This is a genomic window from Cryobacterium breve (assembly GCF_004402375.1).
In the GTDB taxonomy this organism is placed as follows: domain Bacteria; phylum Actinomycetota; class Actinomycetes; order Actinomycetales; family Microbacteriaceae; genus Cryobacterium; species Cryobacterium breve.
The window spans coordinates 32,381-55,259 of record NZ_SOGJ01000004.1; the positions used below are offsets into that span (position 1 = coordinate 32,381).

A 22,879-nucleotide genomic window follows, 5' to 3' on the forward strand; every position below is an offset into this window, starting at 1 on the left:
TCATTGTTGGTCCAGCCACCTCATCGTACAGAATGTCCTGTGTGGACCTTGGACTGGTGGTGTCAACGCTCGGCCGTGTCGAGAGCCTGAAGCGACTCTTCGATTCCCTGTCCGACCAGCTCTTCGCCAATGACACCCTCGTTGTGGTCGCCCAGCGCGACCTGCCCGCCGTGGAGGCCCTCGCATCCGGCTACCGCTCCGAGAGCATGCGGATCATCGTGACCACGTCGCCGCCCGGGGCGGCCCGGGGCCGGAACGCGGGCGTCGCCGTCCTCCCGGCCGACCGAGACCTGCTGCTCAATTTTCCCAACGACACCACCTGGTACCCACCCGGAGCGCTGCAACGGATGCGGCTCCTCGCTGAGGACTTCCGGGCTGGCGCCCTCACGGTGGTCGACGAGAACGGGCCCAAGTTCGTGCTGCCTGAGCCGGGCGCGACCCTGAACCGCTGGTCGGTCTGGAGCGTCATCGAAATGGGCATCCTGATCCGGCGCAGCGTGTTCGACCGCATCGGCGGCTTCGACCCGGAGATAGGCACCGGTGCCCTGACGCCGTGGCAGGCCGGGGAGGCCACGGACCTGCTCCTGAAACTGATCCGCGCAGGGGAACACCCCGGATTCGCCTGGCAACCGCCCGCGCTCACGGTGGGCGGGATCAGCGATCCGAGCGGGCTCAGCAGCGCGGAACGCCGCCACAAACTGCGCGGCTACGGCCGTGGGCTCGGGCGCCTCGTGACCCGCTGGCGGTATCCGTTATGGTGGCGGTTTGCGTTCCTCGGCGGCGGCCTGTTCTTCGGCGTTCGAAATCGCGGCACGAACGCCCTCCTCGACGGTTGGTGGGTGTTCCTTGGCCGGCTCGAGGGAATGCTCGGGCGCACCATCGGCCCAGCCGGCACGCTCACCGCGGTGTCTCGGTGACGGCCGACCTGCCGTCCCCCCTGCGGCTGCGGCGGGCCACGCTCAGCCTGATCACCTTGCTCGGGGGTGTGTCGCTGGCTGTCATCCCCGCAGCAACGGTCGCCATCTCGTCCCGGCTGTTCAGCCGGCCGGAGCAGGGCATCATCGCCGTGGCGGTGATGGTGGCCACCTTCGCCGGCCAGCTCACCTTCGCGGTCGTGCTGGAGTCCCGACTCAGTTCGGCGGCCACCGAACGCCGGGTGGTGTTCCCGCTCTGGCTGGCCGGCCTCGCCCTGATTGCCGCCATCGTGATCGCCCTCAACGCCACGAACCCGTTTGTGCTCTGCCTCGGACTGCCTGTGCTGATCGCCGCCCTGGAGGTTGGCCGAGGCGTCTCGGTCGCCGAGCGTCTGGATCTGCGAGAGATCTGGGCATCCGTTTTCGTGGGCCTGGGCGCCCTGGCCGGAGTGCTGGCCGCGTTCACCGGTCGGGACTGGGCGCTGATCGCCCTCGTGGCCGGGATCGCCCTGGCGACCCTTACCCGCTGCCTGCCGGTGACCCACCGGGCCAGCCGCCCCGAGCCGGCCGTCATGGGCTGGGTGGTGGCCGACACGGCGATCACCGGGGTGATCTACCCGCTACTGAACACCATGATTTTGACGCTGATCGGACCGGGCGAGGCGGTGCTGTTCACGGCCATCGCGACTGTGTCCGGCCTGCTCGCGATCCCCCTGAACTTCATGCGGCTGCGCCTGCTCAAGGAGCACTCCCGTCTCGATATCGCGGTGTCGGCAGGTTCGGTGCTCGCGGCCGTGGTGGTGCTGGTCGTGCTCGAACTCACGGGTGTGCTCGGCTTCATCTTCGGCGGAGTCTGGACCAGCTCAGCCGCCATCGTGCCGCTTGTGCTCGCCTGCGGCTGGCGAGCCGCGTCGCTCGCCACGACCATTCCGTTCGCCGCGCTACGCCGGATGGGCGAGGTGCGGCTGCTCACCGGTCTACGCGCCGCCGTCTCGGTGATGGCGTTCGCCCTCGCCGGGGTCGGCCTGGCGCTGCACAGCCTGTCCGCCGTGTTCCTGGGTCTGCTCATCGCGGAGCTGGTGTCGGCCGTGGTGTACGAGCTCGCGCGACGCCGCCGAGTGCGCGCGGCCGCACTGGTCGTGGCGGCCGCCGCATGAAGCGCGTCCTCGTCGACCTGCTCTTCTTCACCGGGCGCAAGGGCGGCATGGAGTCGTATGTGCGGGAGGTTTACGGACGGATCGAGCCGGAGGCCGACGGGCTCGAGTTCATCGGCTTCGCCTCGAGCGAGCTGGCCGGCTCGGACACGACCTGGTTCCCAGGCGAAATTGTCGACTCGGGCATCAGCGGCGAGGACCGGATCGCCTGGGCCCGCGGTGAACTCTTCTCCGTCGCCCGGGCGGCCCGGCGGCTACGCGCCGATCTGGTGCACTGTCCGGCGAACCTCGGCCCGGTCTGGTCGCGGGTGCCTGTGGTGCTCACGGTGCACGACCTGCTCCCGTTCCGGCATCCGGAGTACGTGCCCGGGGCCTACTCGCGAATTCTCCGCTCCATGATCCGGGTGGCGGCGCACGGCGCCCGCCGGGTGCTCACCGTCAGCGCCGCCTCGGCAGGCGACATTGTGCGCTACCTGCGGGTGCCGGTGGGCCGCATAGACGTGGTGCCACTTGCTGGCCAGGACACGGATGCGCGCCCGCCCGCGGCACCCCTCCCCCGATTGCCACGCCACGTGCTGGCCGTGGGCAACCGGATGCCGCACAAGAACTTCCCGTTGCTGCTGGAGGCCATCGCCCTGATCCCCGCCGCGTGCCGGCCGCACCTGACGGTCACCGGCAGCCACGGTGATGACCCACTCGCCCCCGTTGTAGCCAGGCTTGATCTGGAGGCGTGGGTGTCACTGCGGGGCTGGCTGAGCGCTGAGGAACTTGACCGGCTCTACGCCGAGTCGAGCCTGATCGTGTTCCCGACCCTGTTCGAGGGCTTCGGCCTGCCGGTGCTGGAGGCCATGTCCCGAGGCTGCCCCATGGTCTGCTCCGATATCCCGGTGCTGCACGAGGTCGCCGGCGACGCGGCCGTGTACGTGGCGCCGCAGGATACCGCCGCCCTCGCGGCGACGATGCGCCGCCTGCTCGACGACCCGGCCGAGCTGGCCCGCCGGTCAGGGCAGGGCCGGGAGCGCGCCCGCACCTTCTCGTGGGCGCGGACCGCCCGGCACACCGTGGCGTCGTTTCAGCGGGCCCTCGCCGAGCGATAGCGCGCCAGAATCTGGTCGACCGAGGCGCTCAGGCCGTGACTGACCCGCTCGCGCCGGAACCAGTCCAGGGTGGTGCGGCGCAACGGCTCACCGGCCTCGACGGCCCGCACGATGGCCGCGCCGAGTTCGGCGGGGCCCACGGAGACGGACACGAAGCCGTTGACGCCGTCTACGACCAGCTCCGCGGCGGCGTTGTCGGGGCCCGCCACCACCACGCTGGGCGTGCCGAATGCCGCCGCCTCGGCGATGACGAGCCCGAAGCCCTCCCGGATCGATGGGTTGACCAGCACCCGAGCGCCTTGCACGAGCTCCCGGAGTTCCTCGTCGCTCACCCGCCCGCGCAGCTCGACGGCGGAGGCCAGGCCGAGTTCGCCCACCCGCGCGGCCACGCGGGGCGTTTCAGGGCCGGAGCCCACAATGACCGCACGCAGGGTTGGCTCCTGGTGACGTGCCTCTCGCAGGGCCGGAATGAGCTCGATCAGGCGTTTGTCGGCGATGTGCCGGCCCACAAAGATCAGGTAGGGGTCGACCGGCCGCTCGGTCGTGGCATCGGTCTCGGCGCCGACGAGATCGACCAGTCCCAGCGTGACCGGCTGGGCGCTGCGCCGATAGCGGCGCAACCGGGCGCCGGTGAACTCGCTGTTGACGGTGTGAACGTCACCGAGACGGATGCCCACGGTCTGCAGCAGGAACGCGATCGTTCCCGGCAGCGCGCCGGCGTACTCCCGCCACTTCGGCCACGGCCAGACCTCGAGCCAGTCGGCGACCACGAGCGCGGGCGTGCCGAGCAGGGCCAGCCGCACCGCGAACAGGTTCAGCACCGGGAGGGTGCTCACGACCACGATGTCGTGGTCTCCGCGCCGGCGGAGGAAGTGACGGAACAGCGCCCAGGCGAAAGCGACAGCGCTCCGGGGCGTGCGGGTGCCGCCGGCGTCGTAGATGTCACCGCGCCAGACCGGAACGATGGCGAAAGACGCCGACGGGGGCGCATCCGCCGGCCACTGCCCACGGGTCACGTAGTCGACCGGGCACCCGCGTTCCACGAAGAGTTCCGCCAGGCGGCGGTACACGCGTTCACCGCCGCCTGTATTGACCGGGAACAGGCAGTCGAAGGCGACTGCGACCCGCGGTTCAGGCACGGACGGTCTCAGGCTCCGGCAGGGCGGATGCCCCGGTGGCCGTGACGGCTTCGGCTTCGGCTTCGGCTTCGGCTTCGGCTTCGGCTTCGGCTTCGGCTTCGGCTTCGGCTTCGGCTTCATCGTCGGCCCGAGCAGACCGCGCAGCCAGCCACCCCGACCACAGCAGAAAGGCGAGGGAGACGAAGCCGTAGAGTGCGACCAGGGTCATAGCCCCCAGCGGGGGTTCCCAGCTTGGGTTTTCCCACATTGTACTGAATGATTCGTCCGTACCTACGACGTAGCGCCGCAGCACCAGGAAGAACGCCCCTAAGCCGTAGGCAGCCATGAGGCTGAGGCCGATCCAGGTCAGGCGGATGGAGAGGAACGCGAGACTCCGCCCTGCGCGCTCGGACAGGAGCCACGCGGCCACGAGCGACACCCCCACGTAGAGGAAGAGCCCGTAGCGCCCCTGCCAGATGATGCCTGTCTGCTTCACGCTGTAGCCCTGCACAAGAGCGGGGACCAGCACCGCGGCAGCCACAACAACACCCATGGTCATGACGCTGCGCCGGTCCAGCCCGGTGAAGGCAAGCGTCACCAGGAGGGCCAGGGCGGCCACGAACGGCCAGTAGGTGGGACCTGAAAGAGGCGTGTCCAGCCAGCCGAAGAACCCAATGGCCTGCTGAAAATAGTCGGGCGTCAGACTGATGACATAGGCGAAGCCTCGCACGAAGGATGCCCCCACTTGGGGAGCATCCGAGGCCTCCGCCTGGCCGGAGAGGCTGCCACCGCGGAGGGTCCAGAACATCGAGAACAGCCCGCCGGCCGCCACGAAAGCCAGCCCGACGTAGGACGAGCCCGTCGTGAAGAGCTTCTTCACCGCCCGCCAGCCCGTGGCCGTGAAGCACAGAACCACCACGACCACGAGCCACAGCGGTCCCGTCGCGCGGGCGGTCGCCAGCACGATCGACGCGACCGTCACGATGAGCCAGAGGTAGCGGCGGGACAGCGACGACACAGTTCCCGTGTCACGACCGTCAAAGTGCTGCAGCAATCGGAGCAGGGAGATCCAGAGCGCTCCGGCCGCAGCGATCTCGATGCCGTTGGGGTTCACGGCACCGAAGAGGTACACGACCATGGGCGCGGCAAGGAAGGCCAACCCGAACGGCAGCCACCGGGAACGCCGTACCGACATTGCGGTTTGGAAGGACCAAGCCACGAAGACCGAGCACAGCAGGCCGCTGACGATGCGCATGACGTAGATCCCGGCCGACCCGTCGAGCAGAAGCGTCGGCCACCCGACGAGGTAGTAGTAGATCGGGTTGTACGCGCTCACCCAGGTGTTGAACGAATCGTTGCCGCCCTCGTCCCCGAGCTCGAAGCCGCAGTCTGCGGTCATCTCCGAGTGGAACAGGTAGCAGACGATCTGCTGGCTGTAGGAATACTCCTCCGGCAGGTCGACGACGGAATGCTTAACCCCCTCAACGGCGTGCCCGGTGAGGTCACCACGCACCTGTGCGATGGCTTTTGTTGCATGGGCGTTCTCGTCGGGAACGGAGAAGATCGGGCTGGCCAGCGACCACAGGGTGGTGAGCATCGCCATCAGGGCGAAGGCCGTCCAGAAGACGGAACGGGTGCGAGGAGGGACCGTGGCTGACATCGGTTCCACCGCCGTGAGGCTTGGTTTCGGCACGAACTCGCATTTCCTGTCGTGAGTTGCTGTTGTGAGAGAAGTCGTGCAGGCCGGTGCCGCACCCTGCGCTGGATACCCGCGCTTTGCCACAGGCTACCGCACCCCGGATGCGGTCGAGAATGCGCTTCTCCTGAGCCGTTGCGCCGAAACCGTTGCGCCTCAATGCGGGGATCGGTCTGCATGCTGTCGAACCGGATATCCCCCTCGAGGCGATCCCCTCTTCTGATACCGGCTCGAGAACCAACTACCATGAACGAGGCGATAGAGCCATCTTTATGACAATCGGAGTGGCAGTGTGAGTTCTCAATACCAGGATGAAACCCAGTACGGTCTGTCTGTCGTCATCCCCACCTTCAACTCTTCGCGGTGGCTCCCCTCAACCATCGAGGCACTCGTCAAGGCGTTGGCACTCACGTCTTGGAACGTCGAGATCATCGTCGTAGATGATGGATCTACAGACGGTTCGGACCGGGTGTTGCTTGAGATCGCTGACGCGATTCCCTATCCTCTCCGCGTGCTGCATCAGAGCAATCAAGGACGATTTCTCGCCCGCTGGAACGGCGTCAATGAGGCGCGCCACGAGGATGTCCTCATCATGGATTCACGCATGCTCGTCCATGAACGAACCTTCCAACATCTGAGCCAGGAGCTCGCCCGTCCAGAGCCACCACTCGCTTGGAACGGCCACGTCGTGACGGACGAGACAGCACCGCTTGTAGGCCGATTCTGGGAAGTTCCGACGTATGCCTTTTGGGGCGATTACCTTTCGGACCCACGCCCAACATCTATAACGGCGGCAAATTTCGACCGCGTCCCCAAGGGCACGAGCTTCCTCCTCATCCGCAAGGAAATTTTCAAGCGCGCTTGTCTGGATTCCTGGCCCGAAGGAAATGCGCACCTCGTGTCTGACGACACCAAAATCCTTCGTTTCGTTGCCGAGCAGACTCCCATCCGGCTGGACCCGGGTTTTTCGGCAACTTATCGACCGCGCACAAATTTAAAGCAATTTCTGGGGCACAGTTGGATCCGAGGCACCCTCTTCGTGGACAGCTATGCGGGCACTAGCGCGTTGCGCAATACAATCCTGATCGCTCTGTCGGCGCTGCCTCCTACCACACTGATCTGTGCACTGGTGCTGCTATCACAGGGCGCCTGGACGCTCCTGTGGGCGGTTCTCGGGCTGGGAGTTCTCTTGCTACTCACACCGGCATTCATTGCCACAGCACGGCGGTGCCCGCCGCGAGCCACTCTCTCCTACCTCACATTTGTTCTCCCATTCGGCTTTGCTTTTTGGGCTGGTCTCACTCGGGGCATCGTTGTCCATCGAAGGTCTTTCCTCCGGCACCGTGAATTGAAGGAAGAGACACGTCCATGATCATTTTCATTTTCGGTACGACCGCAGAAGCGATCAAGTTGGCACCCATCGCGAGGCGGCTGGATGAGCGCCAGGTCCCTTATGAGTACTGGCTCACCCTGCAGCACACATCGGGTCTAATCGAGACCCTGCCAAAACTCGGCTTCCGCGAACCCGAGCACATCATCGCCAACACTGTCAATGGAAAGCCCCTCAAGAGCTACGGCGATGTCTTGCGATGGACTGTGCAGATCGGGAAGTGGCTGCTGATGAATTCCCGAAACCTACGCCGCTCGATTCCTAGGGACTCCATCATTCTGGTTCATGGCGACACCATGACCAGCGTCGTGGGAGCCGTAATCGCAAAATGGCTGAGGGTGGATTCTGCTCATGTAGAAGCCGGTCTCAGATCCGGCAACTGGCGCCACCCCTTTCCGGAAGAACTGGACCGACGGATCGTCGGCAAGCTGGCGAAGGTGCACTACTCCCCGTCGCCCGAGTCGACGGCGAACCTCGCACCACGGAAGAACGTCGTCTTCACTCGTGGCAATACGGCAATCGACGCAGTCCTGGACCAGGACGAAAGGCCGCTCTCGAACGGAGAGAAGTACGGCGTCGTTCTCTTGCACAGGTTCGAGCTTCTTGCAAACCCAAACCTCGTCTCCCAGACAATGACGACGCTGGCCGCGCAGAGCCCTCTGCCGTTCCACCTCTTCGTGAACGACTATTCCGAAAAAGCCCTGACATCTGCCCTCCCGCTGCTCGACCCAACGAAGATCTACGTGAAAAAAAAGGTGGGCCATGAAGACTTCGTCAACTATATGAAGAATGCCGAGTTCATTGTGACCGACTCCGGCGGGATCCAGGAGGAAGCGGCGCTCCTCGGGGTGCCGACTCTGGTACACCGTATTGCGACGGAACGCGGCGAGGGGCTCGGCCACAATGTTGTGCTTTCAGAGTGGCGAATCGACACCCTGTCGATTTTCCTGCAGAGCTTTGAGAGCCTCAGACGCCCAGTCTCAGTGCCCGCTTCCTCTCCGTCGGACATCATCGTTAACGATTTGACCGAACGCGGCTACGCGCGGTGATCGATGCGCCCACACGACCTAGCGTGAGTCTGAGATGAGAATTGGCATGTTGAACAAAGGCCTGTTCGCCCAGCACGGGAAGGCCCTGCTTGAGATCGGCGTGGTCAGCGCCTTCGGTGTCTTCGCAACCGCCGGGTTTCAGATCGTCGCCAGCAGGGGGCTCGGACCGAGTGGATTCGGCTTGTTGGCCTCCTTCCTCGCGATCATCAACGTGGCCGCAGTCGGGAGCGCTGCGCTTCGCAGTTCCATTGCCGTCGTGACGTCAGAGGGTGTTGCCCTCGGTGCAGTTGCTCCCCAAGCACGCAGGCGACTGGACGCTTCCATGGTCGAGGCACTCATCCTCGGCGGCCTCTGTACTGTAGCCCTTCTGGCGGCCTCCCCGTGGCTGACGACCTCATTGGAGACAAACTCTCTCGCGCTGATTCTGACGGCCGCAACAGTGCTTCCCTACTTCCTCTTTTCCCGAGCCCAGGGCTTGCTCCAGGGCACCGGGGACTCACGCTCCGTCGTGTTGTGGACCTCAGGGTCGCAAATCGCCCAGCTCGCGCTAACCGTAATTGCTCTGGCCATGGGGCTCGGAGCAGTGGGGATTCTCAGCGTGATCCTACTGATCGCCGTTCTGGGAACCGTCGGTTCGTCATACCAGGCCCGACGGTTCACCGTCCCCGCATCACGACGGCCGTTCTCTGTCGACAGCTCGGTAGTCCTTCTGTTGACGATCTCGTTCGCGTGGCTGACCAACGCGGATGTTATCTTGGTCCGGTCTGGCACCTCGGAACTCGTTGCCGGCTCTTTCGCGGCGGCCGCCGTTCTCGTGAAAACGACGCTTATTCTGCCGGCCACTCTCTCTCTCTATCTCCTACCCCGCTTTGTCAGCCGGCGTGAAGATGCCTCCATGACGAAGCTGGGAGTCAATGTGACGCTTGCCCTGACTTTCTTGAGCGGCGTCGCCATGTTCCTGCTCGTCCTGGTCGCCGGCGAACCTCTGGTGGGTATCCTGTTCGGTGCCGGCTACGAACTCGCCGTTGCGTATTTGCCGTGGTTGGCACTCATGTGGCTGCCTTGGGCTATGGCGCTGGCAGTACTTGTCCGGGTCACGGCAGCGGCGTCTAAGGCGGGACTGATTGTGCTCCTCGTCGCGGCGGTGGCGCAGTGGGTGGGGGCGACTTCCCTGTTGCCCAGTGTGCCTGCGATGATGATCTTCAATGGCTCGCTGGGTGCACTAACGTTGGCAGCGCTCTTCCTGATCCACTTGGCGCGCACACGGCCTGAAATAAGGGGCATCTGACGCCCCTCCATCGTCCCCCATCGGGTAATCAAACGGCTGCTTGCTAGACTCGACAGATGCGAATCTGTCATGCACACGCCTCCGAGGTCGCACCGAAATGGCAAATGGGGACCTCCGCGTGAGTTTGACTACCTATGTCTTTGGCATAGTTTCGGCGTTGCTCGTCCTAATCGTCGTCATCGAATTATTGAGACGGCGTCATCTGCGGGAGCGCCACGCGATCTGGTGGCTGATCGCTGGGGTTCTCGCCTTGGTGGCGGGTGTTTTTCCCGACACTCTCACTTGGACTGCCGCATTGATCGGTGTCGAGGTGCCGATCAACCTCGTTTTCTTCGGCAGCATCGCGATTCTTTTTCTCGTGAGCCTTCAATACAGTTCCGAGTTGACGCAGTTGGAGAGCAAGACCCGCACCCTCGCAGAACGGGTGGCATTGATCGAACTCGAGATGCTCAGACAGTCGACTGAAGACCGCGACAACTAGCTGTAGGTTGCCGTCACGATCGGTTACCGGTCAGACGGCTCGTTCGGTTATGACGAGGGACGGTTCGCTAGCGGATACTTCTCCGAAGTCTCTTGACCAGATCGCGGGCGAAAGCGCGGCAAGCGCTGTAGCAAATGAGACAGTCCCAACGATCCAAACGGCCATTGGCGAGAATGAAATTCCCCACCACCACTCGACATCGGAGTCAAGGTTCCAACTTGTAACGTTAAGGCCCGTTACATAGCGGCGAATGTTGTAGTGCAACGCTACCGAATTGGCCCCGGTCAGCGCTGTTGCGACGATGACGGACTGACCTCGGACAAGGTCCATGAGCCTGCCTCTGGGTTGGAGGAGAGTCACGCCCGCCAGCAGGATGATCAGCGGTAACAAGTAGCGCGGCTGCACCTCGAACCTATGGTAGCCCGCGATTGAAACAGGAGGTAGATCGGATGTTAACGCCGACTGAAAACAGGGCCACTTCCCCGGCGGCCGGCCTTGGCGGCCTTGATCCCGATGCCGACTGCGAGGCGTGTTTTCCCGGTTCCGGGTGGTCCAAGGAGGACGACATTCTTCGCTTCGGTGGGGAACACGCTCGTGCCCAGGTGCGCGATCAGGTTTCGGTCGGCGGAGGGCTGATGGTCGAAGTTGAAGTCCTCGAGGATCTTGTGACCCGGGAACCGGGCGGCCTTGATCCGCAGCGCAGCCCCGGAGGCTTCGCGTTCGAAGACCTCCTTGGAGAGCACCGCGGCGAGGTATTCCTCGTGAGACCAGCCCGCGTCGCGGGCCTGGTCGCCCAGGCGTCGGAAGGCTTCGCTGATCCGTGGCGCCCGCAGCGCGCGGGCGTAGTACTCGATCTGCGAGGCCACTTCCGAGCCGGTCATGACGCGACCGCCAACACGGTCGGCGCGGCGTCGATGTCAACGCTGAAGAGCTCGTCGTAGCGGGCCAGTGAGGCCATCTCGACGACGGCCGTGATCGTGGGCCGGCGGGCGCGTTGGGCTTGGAACTGGGCGCGCAGCTCGGCCGCGCGGAGGACGTGTGCCGGATCGGTGACGGTCAGTTGCCGAGCCCACTTCCGGCGATGCTCGGCGATGCGGACCCTGTCGTGGTGGACGGTCACGCGCTCGAGGCTCGCCGCCACGTCAACAACCCGGCCGATCATGGTCGGGTCGACGGAGTAGTCGTTGCTGAGCGCGCGAACGTAGTAATCCCTTGGGAGCCGGACGCTGTTGCGGAACATCACCTCCGGCACCATTGGCGGCAGTCCGCGCATCGCCGCCCGATCGATGCGGACCAGGTCTCCTAATCGCCTTCTCCTCGACCGGGAGAGACGGTTGTTCGCGATGGGGAGCCAGCCGGCCAGCTGCTGATTGAAGTCATCGGGAGAAGTGAAGGCGCGACCAGACATGAAGCGGCTGCGGAAGAAGCGGTTCATCCGCTCGACCATGCCCTTGGACTCGGGATCGCGGGCCTTGAGAAGCTTGATCTGCGTTCCAAGGGTGCCGGCGAACGCGGCGGCGGGATCGGTGAGTTTCCCGCGCCCGATGCCGGTCTCGTTGTCCCAGGTCAGCCGGGTGGGAACAGCCTCGGCCTCCTGCAGCAACGACTACATCCCGCCCAGCAGATCCGGCGTCGTCCGCGAGGGCAACATGCGGGCCTGGATGAGTCCGGAAAACGTCGACGTCATCGCCGATACCGGCGGCGTAGCAGCCTGGTCATGGCCAAGCGGCAGGTCCTCGTGTGGGAACCAGAGGTCACACTGGACCTGGAATCCGGGCGGGTGCACCAGCCGATCCGCGGGATCCGGCACTGCCTACTCCGGTCGGAGCTCGGCGATCTTGGCCCGAAACAGCGACGGAGACCCCGACCAGCCCACCCGCTCAGCGGCGGTCGCGGCCGGCATCGTTGGCGTTGCCGCGAGCAACACCCGCACCTGGCCGGCGAACGCGTCGAAACTCGACCCCGTCGGCTCACGCTGATACGTCGGCGACCGATCCACCGCCAAGGCCCGATCTACGGTTCCCCGGGACACTCCGACCAGCCGCCCTATCTCCCGCTTCGAATGCTTCCCCGTCGAATGCAGGTGGCGAATCTCTGCCCTATCATCCAATTTGATCACCTTCCATGATGGTTGGTGGCCCTGTTTTCAGTTGGCGTTAACATCGGAATGAGCCAGACTGCACCGAAGACGGCGACGACGATTGTTTTTCTCCACCCTAGAAACCTCAGCCCGGTGAAGGTCATGGTACAGAAAACAGCGAGTTTGCTCACCCAGACTATGAAGGGAAGAGTGGTGTCAAGCCATCCCAGCCCCCAAAGGCCGAGAGCACCCGCCCACAACGTTGGAACGTTCATGAGATTCGGGATGAAAAGGTGCTCCCAATCGGTGACCTGAGCGACATAGGAGGGCAGGCCGGACGAAGCAATAGATGAACCGCCTGTCGAGCGTGAAGGAATGCGCGACAAACGCACAAACCGCGAGAATAGAGTAAGGCACGGCATCCGCACGGGCGCCAACTCCGATCACGGTAGATACTACAGCCAGAGTACCGAGCCCAAACTTTCGCCGCCCGCTTGTTTCCAAAAAGCCCAGAAGCGAGATCCAGAGGGTTCCAGTTGAGATCACCGCCCAACTGCTGGGGTTCGTCGACGGAATGATGAACATTTCAAGTGGGACGAGCGCGATGGCGAAACCCCAGGTCAGCGATGGGCGCCGGCTCTGCGTCAGCAGGATGAAAATGGCAATTGAGAGCCCAACGAACAGGCACACGTCGAAAACCCGCATGAGGAGTACTGAGAGTAAGACTTCGGTACCTGCAAAGAGTCCCATGACGACGTAGAAGACTGGCGGATAGTCCCACGTCCAGTTTCCGCGATCAGCTGCAACCATCTGGGGGGTCTCCGTTTTGAAGCCCGCGCCCTGACAGGATGCACTCTGCTCCGATATAAAGGCATAGCAAACAGGAGAACCAACGGGAGTGGGAACTAACCGCTGGTCTTCGCTTGAACCCATCTCGCAGAGCCCACTGCGCAGACCGTCACCACTCGTCGTCAGGGCTTGCGCCGACGGGCGATACCAGTGACCAGCTCAGGAGCCCAGAAAGGATGAATAGCGGAGTCAGTATCATCCCAAGTATTTTTGGCCGGTTGGGGAGTGACTTCACTTGCCGGTCCCATCGGGCCGGGACTTGATGCTGGATGGAGCCTGTTGGTGGGAGAGACGTAGTCCCATCGCCAGGATCAGTGCGCCGCTGCAGAAGGCACCCACCACATATCCAACGACAGCGGCCCAAACGCCGAGTGTTATCCCACCAATCAGAATGATGACAACAGTCGCGCAGAACCCTGTTGCTGCGGCAGCTGCATATCGACGCTCTCGACCCATGGCGACGAGCGCCGCGGCTGGTACCAACGACACTGAGTAGGCGAATACTCCCCCGAGGAGCCACCGCATGTGTGGCGTGGCGGGAACGAATTCCTGTCCATAGAACAACTTGAGAAGAACCGGCGCTAGCACGATCAGCCCGGTGAAGAGGATCCCAAATCCAACCACTCCGAAGAGGGTCAGCCGTTGGCTCACTCGATGGATTTGTTCGTGGCCATCCTGATGCAGACGCGCAAAGTGCGGAACAAGAACCTGGTTGAGCGACAGAGCAAGCATGGACGTCGGCGTCGCCAACGAGAACGCCGCGGCAAAAAGGCCTGCTTCTACGGGTGTGTCATAGACGCGCGCAGCCACCATCGCAACTTGAAGCGCTCCTCCGGTGGCAAGCTGTGCTAGGGAGTTGAAGAAGATGAATCTCGTGATCTCGTCGTTGGACCGACGTGTTGGCCTGCCGCCCACCGGCCAGCACGCCCAAGCAAAGATGGCGTAACCGAGCACGAGTGGTAAAAGAATCATTGGGGGAAAGCCAGCAACCACAACACCTAGGAGAAGCGCGATCGACAGCGCGGACGTCCCTGCATCCGCGACGGCGATTCGCAGAAAGCGAACCTGACCGAGCGCAGCGCCTCGCGTGAAGGCATACGCAGAGAAGGCGAGGGCGAGGGTCGCCGCCGCCAAGGCGGTGACGGCGTCCGGCACGATTACAAGGGCCGCCACGAACGTCCCGACTGCGAGGAAAGGCACTGAGATCAGGAATTCACGGACGATGTATGGCAGCGACGAATCGTCGCCCGCCAGGGTTGCCGCGTCTCTGGGGACAAACCGCGAGGCAGCGACCCCAGCACCCGTCGGCCAGAAAAGCGAGACGAAGACCGAGAGAGCAATCAACCCGCTGACTTGTCCCAGGGTCTCGGCCCCAAAAGCACGCCCGACCATGATCGTGTAGGCGAAGCGGGAGAGCCCTTGGACCAAGGTTCCGACGGTAGCGAGTCCGGCGTTCTTCATCAGTTTTGAGGCCACCCGAGAATGGTAGCTGACGAGGTCCCAGGGCCAACGGGTGATGGCTGATGGCTGATGGCTGATGGCTGATGGCTGATGATTAGAATCGATCAGGACCGAACTCACGGAGAATATTGGCAGCGGAAGTGACGCTAGCGTGTCCGGACCGTGTGCACATCGCCATCATCGTGAACAGTTATCGTCCGAGGCTGGGGGGTGCCCGTATGTTTTTGTCAAGCCGCAATTTGATGGTCGGTTTGATAGATGGTGCTGTCGCGCAGCATGGCATAGAGGACGTCTCAGCGTCGTCGGGCGAGGGCTATCAGGGCTTGGTTGTGGCGCTTGCCCTGGGCGATCTTGCGGTCGTAGTAGGCCCGTGAGACCGGGTCGCGGAGGGCGGCGAAAGCGGAGAGAAATATCGCCCGTTTGAGGATCTTGTTGCCTCGCCCGGAGGGATGTTCGCCGCGGATGGAGCTGCCGGAGCGCCTGGTCACCGGGGCGAGGCCAGCGTAGGCGGCGAGGTGGTTGGCGGTCGCGAAGTCCTTGCCGGAGACTTCGGTGAGGAGTCTGGCTGCGGTCCCGACCCCGACTCCAGGCCTGCTGATCAGGACGGGGTGAAGAGGGTGCGCCTCCACGAGCCGCTCGACTTCGACGGCGATCTCGTCCCGTTGCCGGCGGAGCGCGGCGAGCTGTTCGGCAAGCTTGGGGAGCACGATGCTGGTCGCGTTCGTGCCCGTCACCACGACGGTCTGCTCGCCCAGCGCCCGGGTGAGCAGGCCCCGAATACGGTTGCTCGTGGCCGTGATCTGGCCGAGGACATCGTCGTCGAAACCGCAAAGCATCGAGAGCTCAGCGACCTGCTCATCGGCCAGCTGCAGTGAACGCAAAGCATGCGGGAGGCTCCTCGCGGCTTCGGCGATGATCGCCGCGTCGCGGGCGTCGGTCTTGGCTTCGCCCCCGTGCAGATCCGCGATGCGCCTCATTGCCCGCCCGGGGAGACAGCCCACGAGAACATTTTCCGATTGCGCGACGGCGATCGGCAGGGCGCCGATGGTCGCGGGCTGATCGACGACGAACAAGACCAGGCCGTGTCGTTTCAGCTGCCCGATCAGCTCGCGGAGCTTCGCTTCGTCATTGGGCAGTGCCTTGTCGAAGAGTTGCCTGCCAGCCCGGTCAAGGGCGACCGCGTGGTGTTCTCCCTTACCGACATCCACGCCAATGAAGACGTCGACGCTGTCGTAGCTCTCGATCATGAATCCTCCGTCTCAGGTTCCACAAGTCGGCCTGAACCGCGGCATCAAGTCTCGACATCCACGTTACGAACGGCCTGGGACACGTCCCGGTCCAGCCCCTATCAGCGATCACCTGATGCCAGTCAGACCCAGTGACAACACCCCCCGGATCATGGGCGACTGGGGGCAAGAACCATACCGGGCCTGACAGGCCAACACCCTCACATAACTACACGAACAAGGGCTACGAAGAAAGTAACGGGGGCTGGAGAGTCACGTATTCGAGATGGCCAATGAACTCCCCAGTCTTGGCGCAACTGTCACGGTCAGCTGCTTGGCCTCGCAGGCGTCCGAGGGTGTCGAAGAGGGCATCTAGGTGATCCGACTTCGCATGCATCTCAAGATCGCGTCTGTCATCTCGTCCCCAGCATGGGGAACAAGTCGGCGCCTGAGTAAGCTACTAGCGGCCGAGGGCGTGGATGTCGTCTCAACTCACACCCGGTTCGTCCCAATGTCCTACGTTGGCCTCCGCGCCGCGCAACGCCGGCACGTCCCTGTCATACACACGTAACTCGGTGCTGGATTCGTGAATTCTCCATCCATGCTCATTCGTTTTGCCGTCCGAATGGTCAACCTGACTATTGGTCGCACTGTTCTTCGGGAAGCCTCGCGAGTATTCGCGGTTTAGCAGCCCGGCGTGCAATTCGTCGCAGAACTCGAACACGTTGACGCGGACGTATTCCACAACGCCCTTCGGTTCGAGGACTGACCGGTCGACTTCGACGTTCATCCGCGTGAAGGGATCGCCTGCCCAGGGCGACTCGTCGGCGGCAAGGGCTGGGAGGTTTTCGTCGACATGGCCACCGAACTCATCTGCACACGTGGTTTCGAACAATTCGCGGTGCAAATATTAGGTTATGGCCCGGACTTCGACGCTATGCGCGCACGCATACGTTCACGCGGCATTGCGAAGTCGGTTCGCGTCTACGGGCACGCAGACGTGCAAACCATCAGGAGCGCCCTCCATGATTCGGTCCTGGTCAGTCGCAGCCGGTTGCCCAAGGGGTTCCAAATCACCCTCCTCGAGGCCGCGGCGGCCGGGGCTCAGATCGTTTCGTTTCCGGTACCTAAAGTTCACTACCTCAGTTCCGACGGTTGCCCATCCGTGAAGTTTCTGATATGAGTCTCCGCTCCCTCGTTGATGCTGTGGCTGATGCCTTGAAGAATCCACTCCCGCCCATGAGCCGAGGAATTTTAGAGGCCCGGTGGTCGTGGTCAGCACGTGCAGGTGAGTATCCGAAAATCGTCAGCACGGTTCTGGTGCCGAGATGCGAGGGCCGCCCGCGGCAGCGGTCCGAATCCCGACCGACCCTCACTAATGATTGACACCTGACGCCGCAGCTCTTTCGGGACGGGCATGCACACCCAGGTGAGCTAGCGAAGCCTGTGCGACGAAACGTTTCCAGGACGAACGTCTTGGGTGGCGGGCTTGAGAGCCGACGCATCGCTCTGCGCTGCGGCGCTCACCCAACTGTATACAACGAGTCCGACCGCAACCGAAACGAATGCGACTGTTCCAATCGCCCAAATGCCCAAGGGAGTGAACGGAGATATCGGCGGGAGCGGGAATACCCACCACCATTCCACCTTGTCGTTGAGGTTCAGGTTGTCAACATCCAGGCCCGTGACGTACCGCCGGATATTGATGTGGAGCGCCACCGAATTGGCCAAGCCGACCAGGCCGGCCACTATTAGCAGCTGGGGTCGGGACAGATGCAAGTCGTCGCGCCCAAGCCAGAGGAGCGCGATTCCGGCCAGAATAATGACCAGCGGATATATATAACGAGGCTGAACATAAGCGCCTACATAGACGCGATCGTGCACGAGAATGTACATCGGAACGACGATGAGACTCCCGAAAACCATCGTGAACGCGACGGCTTTTCGCCATGGCAGCTTTTGCAGGCCCCAGAACACCAACGCGGAAAACACGCCCAGCATGGTGACCCACACGCTTCCCGGCAAGTCCGTATCCAGCCAGCCGAGGCCCCACGTGCCCAATACTCCCGCCCAGAGTTCGGGAAGTAGACGGAAGTTGGTCACTGTCAGCGCCCAAATGGCGTCTCTGTTGGTGTCGGCCAGAGCGTTCGGGTCCAGGACCGCGGCCTGACCGGCGCTCAGGAAGAGAACAACCGAGAAGACAGAGAGAACCAGCGGAAGGAGTAACTTGAGCGCATAGACCCGGCTCGTATCAAATGCCAGCACTGCCACGACCAGCATGGCCAACACGCCGTAAACAGCAGAGTCGCTGCGGGCCCCTGCACCAACAAGAGTCATCAAACTTGCAATCGCGCCTAGTGCCATGCGCCGCGTCCGCTCAGTTGCTGTGAAGTATCCCAGGAGAGATATCCACAAGGTCGCGGCAGACAAGACCGCCCAGCTACTGGGATTGACGCTTGGAATCAGAAACATACCCAGCGGAACAATTGAAATCAGCGTTCCCCAGGCCAGTGGGGCACGGGTCGAGCGCGGCAGAAGAAGAAACAGCGCAGTCACAGTGCTCACAAAAAGGAATGCGTTGAAAATCCGCATCAGGAGAATGGAGGTAGCCACGCTTTCACCCACGAAGACGCTCATGACCGCATAGAAATAGGGAGGGTAAGCGCCTCCATTGAAATTGCCTCGATCTGTGTTCTCCAAGATCGCGGCCGATGTCTGCGCGCAGGAAGCGTTGTGCGTAGGGTCATACGCGAAGCACCGCGGATATTCCGTAAGAACCGCCGGAACACGCCTCTCGGTAGCGCTGTTACCTTCCTCGCAGAACCCCTCACGAATCCCCTGCCCGCACCAGATGCTGGCCATGTGATAGTCATCGTCCGGGCTAGAACCGACGGGAGAAGACAGACCCCAGCTAACCAACGCGATGAACAGCGCGGCTGGAATGAGCGCGGAAAGGAATACCTTTGTCAAACTCGTTCGTGTCTTCATGACCCACTCCGTCATCGCTTGCCGCCGCTGCCTCACCAGATCGGCACCTCCAATAGCTTAGTTTCATCCGACCGGGCAAATGCATCGACATGCGGCACGGCGGCAGAAGACCGGGCACCGAAGCCTTCCCGACGCCCGACCAAACGGCAGGACTCAGCGGCCGCCTTGATAGAGTCAGGGGATGGTCACTGCACTCAAAAGCACGCTTGTCGTGATGCCTGCGTACAACGAGGAAGGCTCAGTAGGAGACGTAGTGCGGGAGGTTTTCGCCAAGGCTCCCGGCGTCACCATCCTCGTCGTTGACGACGGTTCGGCGGATGCGACCAGTCAGGTGGCGCGAACAGCAGGTGCGCGGGTGGCAAGGCTGCCATTCAACCTTGGTGTGGGTGGTGCGATGCGGGTCGGATTCCGCTACGCGCTTGAAAACGACTTTCATAACGTTGTTCAGATCGACTCCGACGGCCAGCATGACCCAGAGAGCATCCCGGCACTATTGGCTGCGCTCCAAAGCGCGGACCTGGTCCTCGGAGCTCGATTCGCCGGTGAGGGCAACTACACGGTTAGCGGGCCCCGGCAATGGGCAATGCTCGCCCTCTCAATGGCGCTCAGCAAGGTCGCCGGAACCCGTCTGACCGATACAACCTCAGGGTTCAGAGCATCCGGTCCTCGCGCCGTTGCGCTTTTTGCGGAGCACTACCCTGCCGAATATTTAGGCGACACCATCGAAACCTTGGTGATCGCAGCCAGAGTCGGCCTCACCGTCCACCAAGTGCCCGTGGCTATGCGTCCGCGGGCTGCGGGAACTCCCTCCCACAACCCGTTTCGATCGGCCACGTACCTTGGACGAGCAGTCCTGGCCCTCGTCTTTGCACTGATTCGCCCCTCAGCGGTGTACCGAGGCCGGCCACGGGATGACAGTGGGATCGCTCAGCGGAATCAGCTAGCTAGCTAAGACTCTGCCTTCCTCCCGCCGAGGAGGGGCGAGCTGTACGACTAGGAGGGGTGCGCCGGGCTCGTCGTGTTCGCAACTCCGCCCCACCTCGCCCGACCGCACGATTGTGCGGGCGGGTGGAGGAGTCACTCACATGTCGGGCCCATTGCCGCATGGTGTCCTTAGGCCACCGGTCCCGTAGGTAAAGCACCTGCAAACGAGGGCAATACGCTCAACCAACCGACCGATCCCCCAAGTTCTGCGAACCGGGCCATTGAATTCACGACGCGCTTCTGACCGGCATCCAGCAAGTAGATCGAGCCATCCGGCGTGCGGATGAACTTGGTTGCAGGTGAACCAATCGTTGTGTTCTGGCAGGAGAAATTGTCGAGAGCGGTGAATTTGAATGGATATAGCGGTGCAATCTCTTCCGTCAAAGGATGCAGGCTTCCCCCAGCCGCGACGTAGTTCTTGGAGTCACAAGTGATTCCGAAGCTCATATTCTCCGGAGCCAGCGGGTATGCCGCGAGCCGCTCGCTTGACACGAAGGCGAAAGTCTTGAAACCCGCTTCGTTGGGTATGTCAAAGCTGCTGAATGGAATGCGGTTTGTAACTCCATTAATTAGGTAGACCGTCGCATCATTTGCGGAGCGAACCAAGGCCCCCGGGTACAGGGCAACGACGCCCTGAGGAAGTGCTGCAACGAATCCGCTAGACACCGTGGAGATAACGGGCGAGCCTCCCCCGGGTGTCAGAGCCAGCAGGGCGGCCCAGGAATCAATCGGCCGAATATCCTGCTGCATGACAAGGAAAACCGTGCCACTGTCCGGAGACTTGATTAGCGATCCGACGTCGATTTTGCCCAACGGAGCGTAGGAATCGACGAACTCTTGACTCACGGCGGTCGAAGGAAGAGATCCAGACCCACCTGCCCCCGGTGTCAACTCAAAGCGTCCGGAACCGGAGACGATCTGTGCGGACGATGAGCCGGGCGACCGCAGCACGCCATTGAAGTCGGCACCCGAAGAAGGCACCATGTTCAGGCTGGATGCGTACAAGCTCCCGGCGCTCCGACCAGGCAGCCCAGCTGAGGCCTTACCCGAGCCTGAAACGGCGGACCGTTGGCCCGAAGCCACGATGCTGTAGTCAGATGTGGATCGAGCCTGCACGAAAACAGAATCCCGAACGATCGGAGCTGCCAGCGTAAGGTGAGCGACCGCATTTTCAGTCAGGACGTTCATGCCAAGGGGAACGCCCGCTTCGATCTGCGATCGATCGTCAAGGATTTCGCGCCTAGTCCCGGCCGAGATGTAGTAACGGCTTCCCTCGACGGTGCCGAGGACCGGGCCCAGCACTGGGCCGGGGTGGAATGCGTCGATTTGAGGCTGCGTGAGTTGAACGTAACCATCGGCAGCACAGGATGCTCCGTAGTCGGCCGCCTGAGTGCAGGAGGTAAACGGGAGCTTGATGCCCGCGTCATAAAAGTAGATCGTTCCTCCTGGCGCGCGGAGGCTTCTCCCGACAACATGCTTCGTGGTGAATGAATCCAAGTAAGACTGGGAGACATACCCGACCTGACCCAGCGGGCTCAGGGCATTCAGTACTCCCATGGAAGCGATTGGGTACTTATTGCTGCCCGAGACCAGGTAGACCGAAGCGTTCGAGTTGGTTCGCAGCAGACTGCTCGCGTTGATGGGAGACCCGAACCAGTCGGAATACATCCGCCAGAAGTTACGGTTGCCATAGGAGCTGCACCCATCCCCCGATCCGTACAGGTTCCCGAGCGCCGCCGAATTCGGCTGGTACGGAGTGTAGTTGTAGAGACCCGCAGTCGCCTGGTTCTGAATGAAGACTTGGCTCGTTCCGCAGCCCGCATTCGGGTGGAACCGAATGTTGTTCACGCGCCCCGCGATGTGATTCCAACGGGTGGGGTTGGCTGCGTAGTACTTGAACTGAAGTGCCGCAGCATAGACCTGATTGAAGAAGCCGTAATAGGCCGTGTCACAATCGGCTGTGTCTGGGCAGCCGTAGCCCGTGGCGCTCCTGTATTGCCGATCCGACGGCCAATCATCGGTAATCAGGCCTTGCTCTTTCTCAATCAGAACGATCAGGGCCTTCTGGCTGATCCCACAGGCCACGCCGACACGCGCGATGATGTCCGCGGCACTTTCGGACGACCTGCCCCCGTACGCGGCGCATGCCCCGGATACGCCTGCTCTGGTGGGGGTTGCCTGTCGGTAGTCCTTCAGGCAGGTGTATCCCGACCGGCAGGTCGAAACCTTGGAATTGAGAAAAGCTTGGACATCATTTGAGTTCATGATGCCGCCGTCGAAGAACACGGCGTCACTGATGATGTTCCCCGGGTCGAACTGGCGGCCGTCTGCTGCCTGAGCGCTCGTCGTTCCCACGAAGCCGAGAAGCGAACCCAACAGGGTCGCGACAATTGTCATTCCGATGAAGCGCCGGCGTTTCATGGAATCTCCAGACTCATGGGCTGCGACGTGGTCGCAACGGTAACTGACTTGTATTCAAGGCTCGCGGTCCAGCTGCCGCGGGAGAAGTCCGCGCTGGGGATCTGGATGGTCCCGCACGAGGTGCTCAAGCGGTCCAACGAGGATTCGCTCACAGCACTGAGGACGGAATCACCCTGGGCGAATATGAAGGTGCACTCCCCGCCTGACTCGATGACGCCGGACACGTATCCAGAGGCGGACACGTTCGTGCCGTCGACATCGACGCCGGCCACGACAATGACCGCTTCTGGGGGCGCCGGGGTCGAGGGTTCCGAATTCCCCTTGGCCTCCGTGCCCCGTGTCTCCGGATCGCTGCCAGACGAGGAAGAGGTCCTGCCGGCGATGGTCGCGTCTGTGCATCCCAGCAAACCCACCGCAATGAGCGCAGCGAGTGCGACCGCATTCAAACGAAGCCCAAGGGTCCCCATTGCGCTTCCCCCGTAGCTTCTGGCCGATTGTTCGGCTTGCATAAGAATACTGGGCAGCACTCACGTTTCTCGTCAACCACTCGCACGTATATTTCCAATCCTTGGATATTTTCGCGTCGGCCTGAATGTCTTGCTTGGCAGGGCCCCGCGAGCGATGTGCACGCGGTCAGTCATAACAGGCCGAGGTCGGACCCATTAACCAACGTCTGGCCCACT

At 62.6% G+C, this 22,879-nt stretch carries 21 protein-coding genes and 2 pseudogenes; 10 read left to right on the top strand and 13 right to left on the bottom strand.

Annotated features, from left to right (window positions below; all coding sequences use genetic code 11):
• Nucleotides 1-41 precede the first annotated feature (41 nt).
• From E3O65_RS00530 to E3O65_RS00540, 3 genes are read left to right on the top strand one after another with little or no spacing between them, the layout of a single operon-like run.
• On the top strand, nt 42-917 hold the full coding sequence (locus E3O65_RS00530) for a glycosyltransferase family 2 protein (RefSeq protein ID WP_134361807.1): 876 nt from the start codon (nt 42-44) through the stop codon (nt 915-917).
• The gene (locus tag E3O65_RS00535; RefSeq protein WP_134361808.1) at nt 914-2,071 is read left to right on the top strand and encodes a hypothetical protein; all 1,158 of its coding nucleotides are present in this window, start codon (nt 914-916) and stop codon (nt 2,069-2,071) included. The genes E3O65_RS00530 and E3O65_RS00535 overlap by 4 nt, the downstream gene beginning before the upstream one ends.
• Nucleotides 2,068-3,165, top strand: a complete 1,098-nt coding sequence (locus tag E3O65_RS00540) for a glycosyltransferase family 4 protein (protein WP_134361809.1) — start codon at nt 2,068-2,070, stop codon at nt 3,163-3,165. The genes E3O65_RS00535 and E3O65_RS00540 overlap by 4 nt, the downstream gene beginning before the upstream one ends.
• Here the strand turns inward: E3O65_RS00540 and E3O65_RS00545 are convergent.
• Nucleotides 3,141-4,304, bottom strand: coding sequence for a glycosyltransferase family 4 protein (locus E3O65_RS00545; protein WP_166785607.1), 1,164 nt, complete (start codon nt 4,302-4,304; stop codon nt 3,141-3,143). The two genes, E3O65_RS00540 and E3O65_RS00545, sit on opposite strands and share 25 nt — an antisense overlap.
• Entirely contained in the window at nt 4,297-5,943 is a 1,647-nt protein-coding gene (locus E3O65_RS00550) for a DUF2142 domain-containing protein (protein ID WP_134361811.1), read from the bottom strand. The genes E3O65_RS00545 and E3O65_RS00550 overlap by 8 nt, the downstream gene beginning before the upstream one ends.
• Before the next feature lie 328 nt (nt 5,944-6,271).
• On the opposite strand from E3O65_RS00550, the gene E3O65_RS00555 reads away from it, so the two are divergent.
• The 4 genes from E3O65_RS00555 (at nt 6,272) to E3O65_RS00570 (ending at nt 10,187) form a co-directional block, all read left to right on the top strand.
• The gene (locus E3O65_RS00555) at nt 6,272-7,351 is read left to right on the top strand and encodes a glycosyltransferase family 2 protein (RefSeq protein ID WP_241985877.1); all 1,080 of its coding nucleotides are present in this window, start codon (nt 6,272-6,274) and stop codon (nt 7,349-7,351) included.
• Nucleotides 7,348-8,418, top strand: coding sequence for a UDP-N-acetylglucosamine 2-epimerase (locus E3O65_RS00560; RefSeq protein ID WP_134361812.1), 1,071 nt, complete (start codon nt 7,348-7,350; stop codon nt 8,416-8,418). The genes E3O65_RS00555 and E3O65_RS00560 overlap by 4 nt, the downstream gene beginning before the upstream one ends.
• A 46-nt stretch (nt 8,419-8,464) precedes the next feature.
• The gene (locus tag E3O65_RS00565) at nt 8,465-9,706 is read left to right on the top strand and encodes an MATE family efflux transporter (protein ID WP_134361813.1); all 1,242 of its coding nucleotides are present in this window, start codon (nt 8,465-8,467) and stop codon (nt 9,704-9,706) included.
• A gap of 118 nt (nt 9,707-9,824) precedes the next feature.
• Nucleotides 9,825-10,187, top strand: coding sequence for a DUF2304 domain-containing protein (locus tag E3O65_RS00570; protein WP_134361814.1), 363 nt, complete (start codon nt 9,825-9,827; stop codon nt 10,185-10,187).
• A 452-nt stretch (nt 10,188-10,639) separates the two neighbouring features.
• Here the strand turns inward: E3O65_RS00570 and E3O65_RS00575 are convergent, their stop codons facing one another.
• Nucleotides 10,640-11,068 (bottom strand): ATP-binding protein, encoded by a 429-nt coding sequence (locus E3O65_RS00575; protein ID WP_241985878.1) that lies wholly within the window; start codon nt 11,066-11,068, stop codon nt 10,640-10,642.
• The gene (locus tag E3O65_RS16940) at nt 11,065-11,790 is read right to left on the bottom strand and encodes a Mu transposase domain-containing protein (RefSeq protein ID WP_198411725.1); all 726 of its coding nucleotides are present in this window, start codon (nt 11,788-11,790) and stop codon (nt 11,065-11,067) included. The genes E3O65_RS00575 and E3O65_RS16940 overlap by 4 nt, the downstream gene beginning before the upstream one ends.
• Before the next feature lie 235 nt (nt 11,791-12,025).
• Between E3O65_RS16940 and E3O65_RS17040 the strand changes: the two genes are divergently transcribed.
• Nucleotides 12,026-12,166, top strand: coding sequence for a hypothetical protein (locus tag E3O65_RS17040; RefSeq protein ID WP_241985879.1), 141 nt, complete (start codon nt 12,026-12,028; stop codon nt 12,164-12,166).
• Between the two features lie 38 nt (nt 12,167-12,204).
• Here the strand turns inward: E3O65_RS17040 and E3O65_RS17520 are convergent.
• From E3O65_RS17520 to E3O65_RS00600, 6 genes and pseudogenes are all read right to left on the bottom strand, one after another.
• A pseudogene (locus E3O65_RS17520) lies at nt 12,205-12,306 on the bottom strand (hypothetical protein); the annotation flags it as partial.
• The gene (locus E3O65_RS17525) at nt 12,303-12,599 is read right to left on the bottom strand and encodes a hypothetical protein (RefSeq protein ID WP_422386391.1); all 297 of its coding nucleotides are present in this window, start codon (nt 12,597-12,599) and stop codon (nt 12,303-12,305) included. The pseudogene E3O65_RS17520 and the gene E3O65_RS17525, both read right to left, overlap by 4 nt.
• Nucleotides 12,484-13,200 (bottom strand): DUF2142 domain-containing protein, encoded by a 717-nt coding sequence (locus E3O65_RS00585; protein WP_134361815.1) that lies wholly within the window; start codon nt 13,198-13,200, stop codon nt 12,484-12,486. The genes E3O65_RS17525 and E3O65_RS00585 overlap by 116 nt, the downstream gene beginning before the upstream one ends.
• A 147-nt stretch (nt 13,201-13,347) precedes the next feature.
• Nucleotides 13,348-14,592 carry a lipopolysaccharide biosynthesis protein gene (locus E3O65_RS00590; protein ID WP_134361816.1) on the bottom strand — a complete coding sequence of 415 codons (1,245 nt, stop codon included), beginning with the start codon at nt 14,590-14,592 and terminating at the stop codon, nt 13,348-13,350.
• Nucleotides 14,593-14,873: 281 nt separating this feature from the next.
• Nucleotides 14,874-15,824 (bottom strand): annotated as a pseudogene (locus tag E3O65_RS00595) (IS110 family RNA-guided transposase); the annotation flags it as partial.
• A 466-nt stretch (nt 15,825-16,290) separates the two neighbouring features.
• Entirely contained in the window at nt 16,291-16,698 is a 408-nt protein-coding gene (locus E3O65_RS00600) for a hypothetical protein (RefSeq protein WP_134361818.1), read from the bottom strand.
• On the opposite strand from E3O65_RS00600, the gene E3O65_RS17530 reads away from it, so the two are divergent.
• Nucleotides 16,660-16,986, top strand: coding sequence for a glycosyltransferase (locus E3O65_RS17530; RefSeq protein WP_422386389.1), 327 nt, complete (start codon nt 16,660-16,662; stop codon nt 16,984-16,986). The two genes, E3O65_RS00600 and E3O65_RS17530, sit on opposite strands and share 39 nt — an antisense overlap.
• A 251-nt stretch (nt 16,987-17,237) precedes the next feature.
• On the opposite strand, the gene E3O65_RS00610 is transcribed toward E3O65_RS17530, so the two are convergent.
• A complete protein-coding gene (locus E3O65_RS00610) occupies nt 17,238-18,791 on the bottom strand; it encodes a DUF2142 domain-containing protein (protein WP_166785608.1) in 1,554 nt (517 codons plus the stop codon).
• Between the two features lie 181 nt (nt 18,792-18,972).
• Here E3O65_RS00610 and E3O65_RS00615 point away from each other — a divergent pair, with 181 nt between their 5' ends.
• Nucleotides 18,973-19,743 carry a glycosyltransferase family 2 protein gene (locus tag E3O65_RS00615; RefSeq protein ID WP_134361820.1) on the top strand — a complete coding sequence of 257 codons (771 nt, stop codon included), beginning with the start codon at nt 18,973-18,975 and terminating at the stop codon, nt 19,741-19,743.
• Nucleotides 19,744-19,904: 161 nt separating this feature from the next.
• Here E3O65_RS00615 and E3O65_RS00620 read toward each other — a convergent pair whose 3' ends face one another.
• Together E3O65_RS00620 and E3O65_RS00625 are read right to left on the bottom strand one after the other, a co-directional pair.
• Entirely contained in the window at nt 19,905-22,196 is a 2,292-nt protein-coding gene (locus E3O65_RS00620) for a hypothetical protein (protein WP_134361821.1), read from the bottom strand.
• Nucleotides 22,193-22,468: a hypothetical protein gene (locus E3O65_RS00625; protein WP_134361822.1), complete on the bottom strand. Its 276-nt coding sequence runs from the start codon at nt 22,466-22,468 to the stop codon at nt 22,193-22,195. The genes E3O65_RS00620 and E3O65_RS00625 overlap by 4 nt, the downstream gene beginning before the upstream one ends.
• Between the last annotated feature and the right edge of the window lie 411 nt (nt 22,469-22,879).

What these genes read in the sequence shown, in the direction of transcription:
- E3O65_RS00540 (WP_134361809.1), top strand. Translation starts at nt 2,068, where the DNA reads ATGAAGCGCGTCCTCGTCGACCTGCTCTTCTTCACCGGGCGCAAGGGC.
- E3O65_RS00550 (WP_134361811.1), bottom strand. Translation starts at nt 5,943, where the DNA reads ATGTCAGCCACGGTCCCTCCTCGCACCCGTTCCGTCTTCTGGACGGCC.
- E3O65_RS00560 (WP_134361812.1), top strand. Translation starts at nt 7,348, where the DNA reads ATGATCATTTTCATTTTCGGTACGACCGCAGAAGCGATCAAGTTGGCA.
- E3O65_RS00565 (WP_134361813.1), top strand. Translation starts at nt 8,465, where the DNA reads ATGTTGAACAAAGGCCTGTTCGCCCAGCACGGGAAGGCCCTGCTTGAG.
- E3O65_RS00575 (WP_241985878.1), bottom strand. Translation starts at nt 11,068, where the DNA reads ATGACCGGCTCGGAAGTGGCCTCGCAGATCGAGTACTACGCCCGCGCG.
- E3O65_RS00585 (WP_134361815.1), bottom strand. Translation starts at nt 13,200, where the DNA reads ATGGGTTCAAGCGAAGACCAGCGGTTAGTTCCCACTCCCGTTGGTTCT.
- E3O65_RS17530 (WP_422386389.1), top strand. Translation starts at nt 16,660, where the DNA reads ATGGCCACCGAACTCATCTGCACACGTGGTTTCGAACAATTCGCGGTG.
- E3O65_RS00610 (WP_166785608.1), bottom strand. Translation starts at nt 18,791, where the DNA reads ATGAAGACACGAACGAGTTTGACAAAGGTATTCCTTTCCGCGCTCATT.
- E3O65_RS00615 (WP_134361820.1), top strand. Translation starts at nt 18,973, where the DNA reads ATGGTCACTGCACTCAAAAGCACGCTTGTCGTGATGCCTGCGTACAAC.
- E3O65_RS00620 (WP_134361821.1), bottom strand. Translation starts at nt 22,196, where the DNA reads ATGAAACGCCGGCGCTTCATCGGAATGACAATTGTCGCGACCCTGTTG.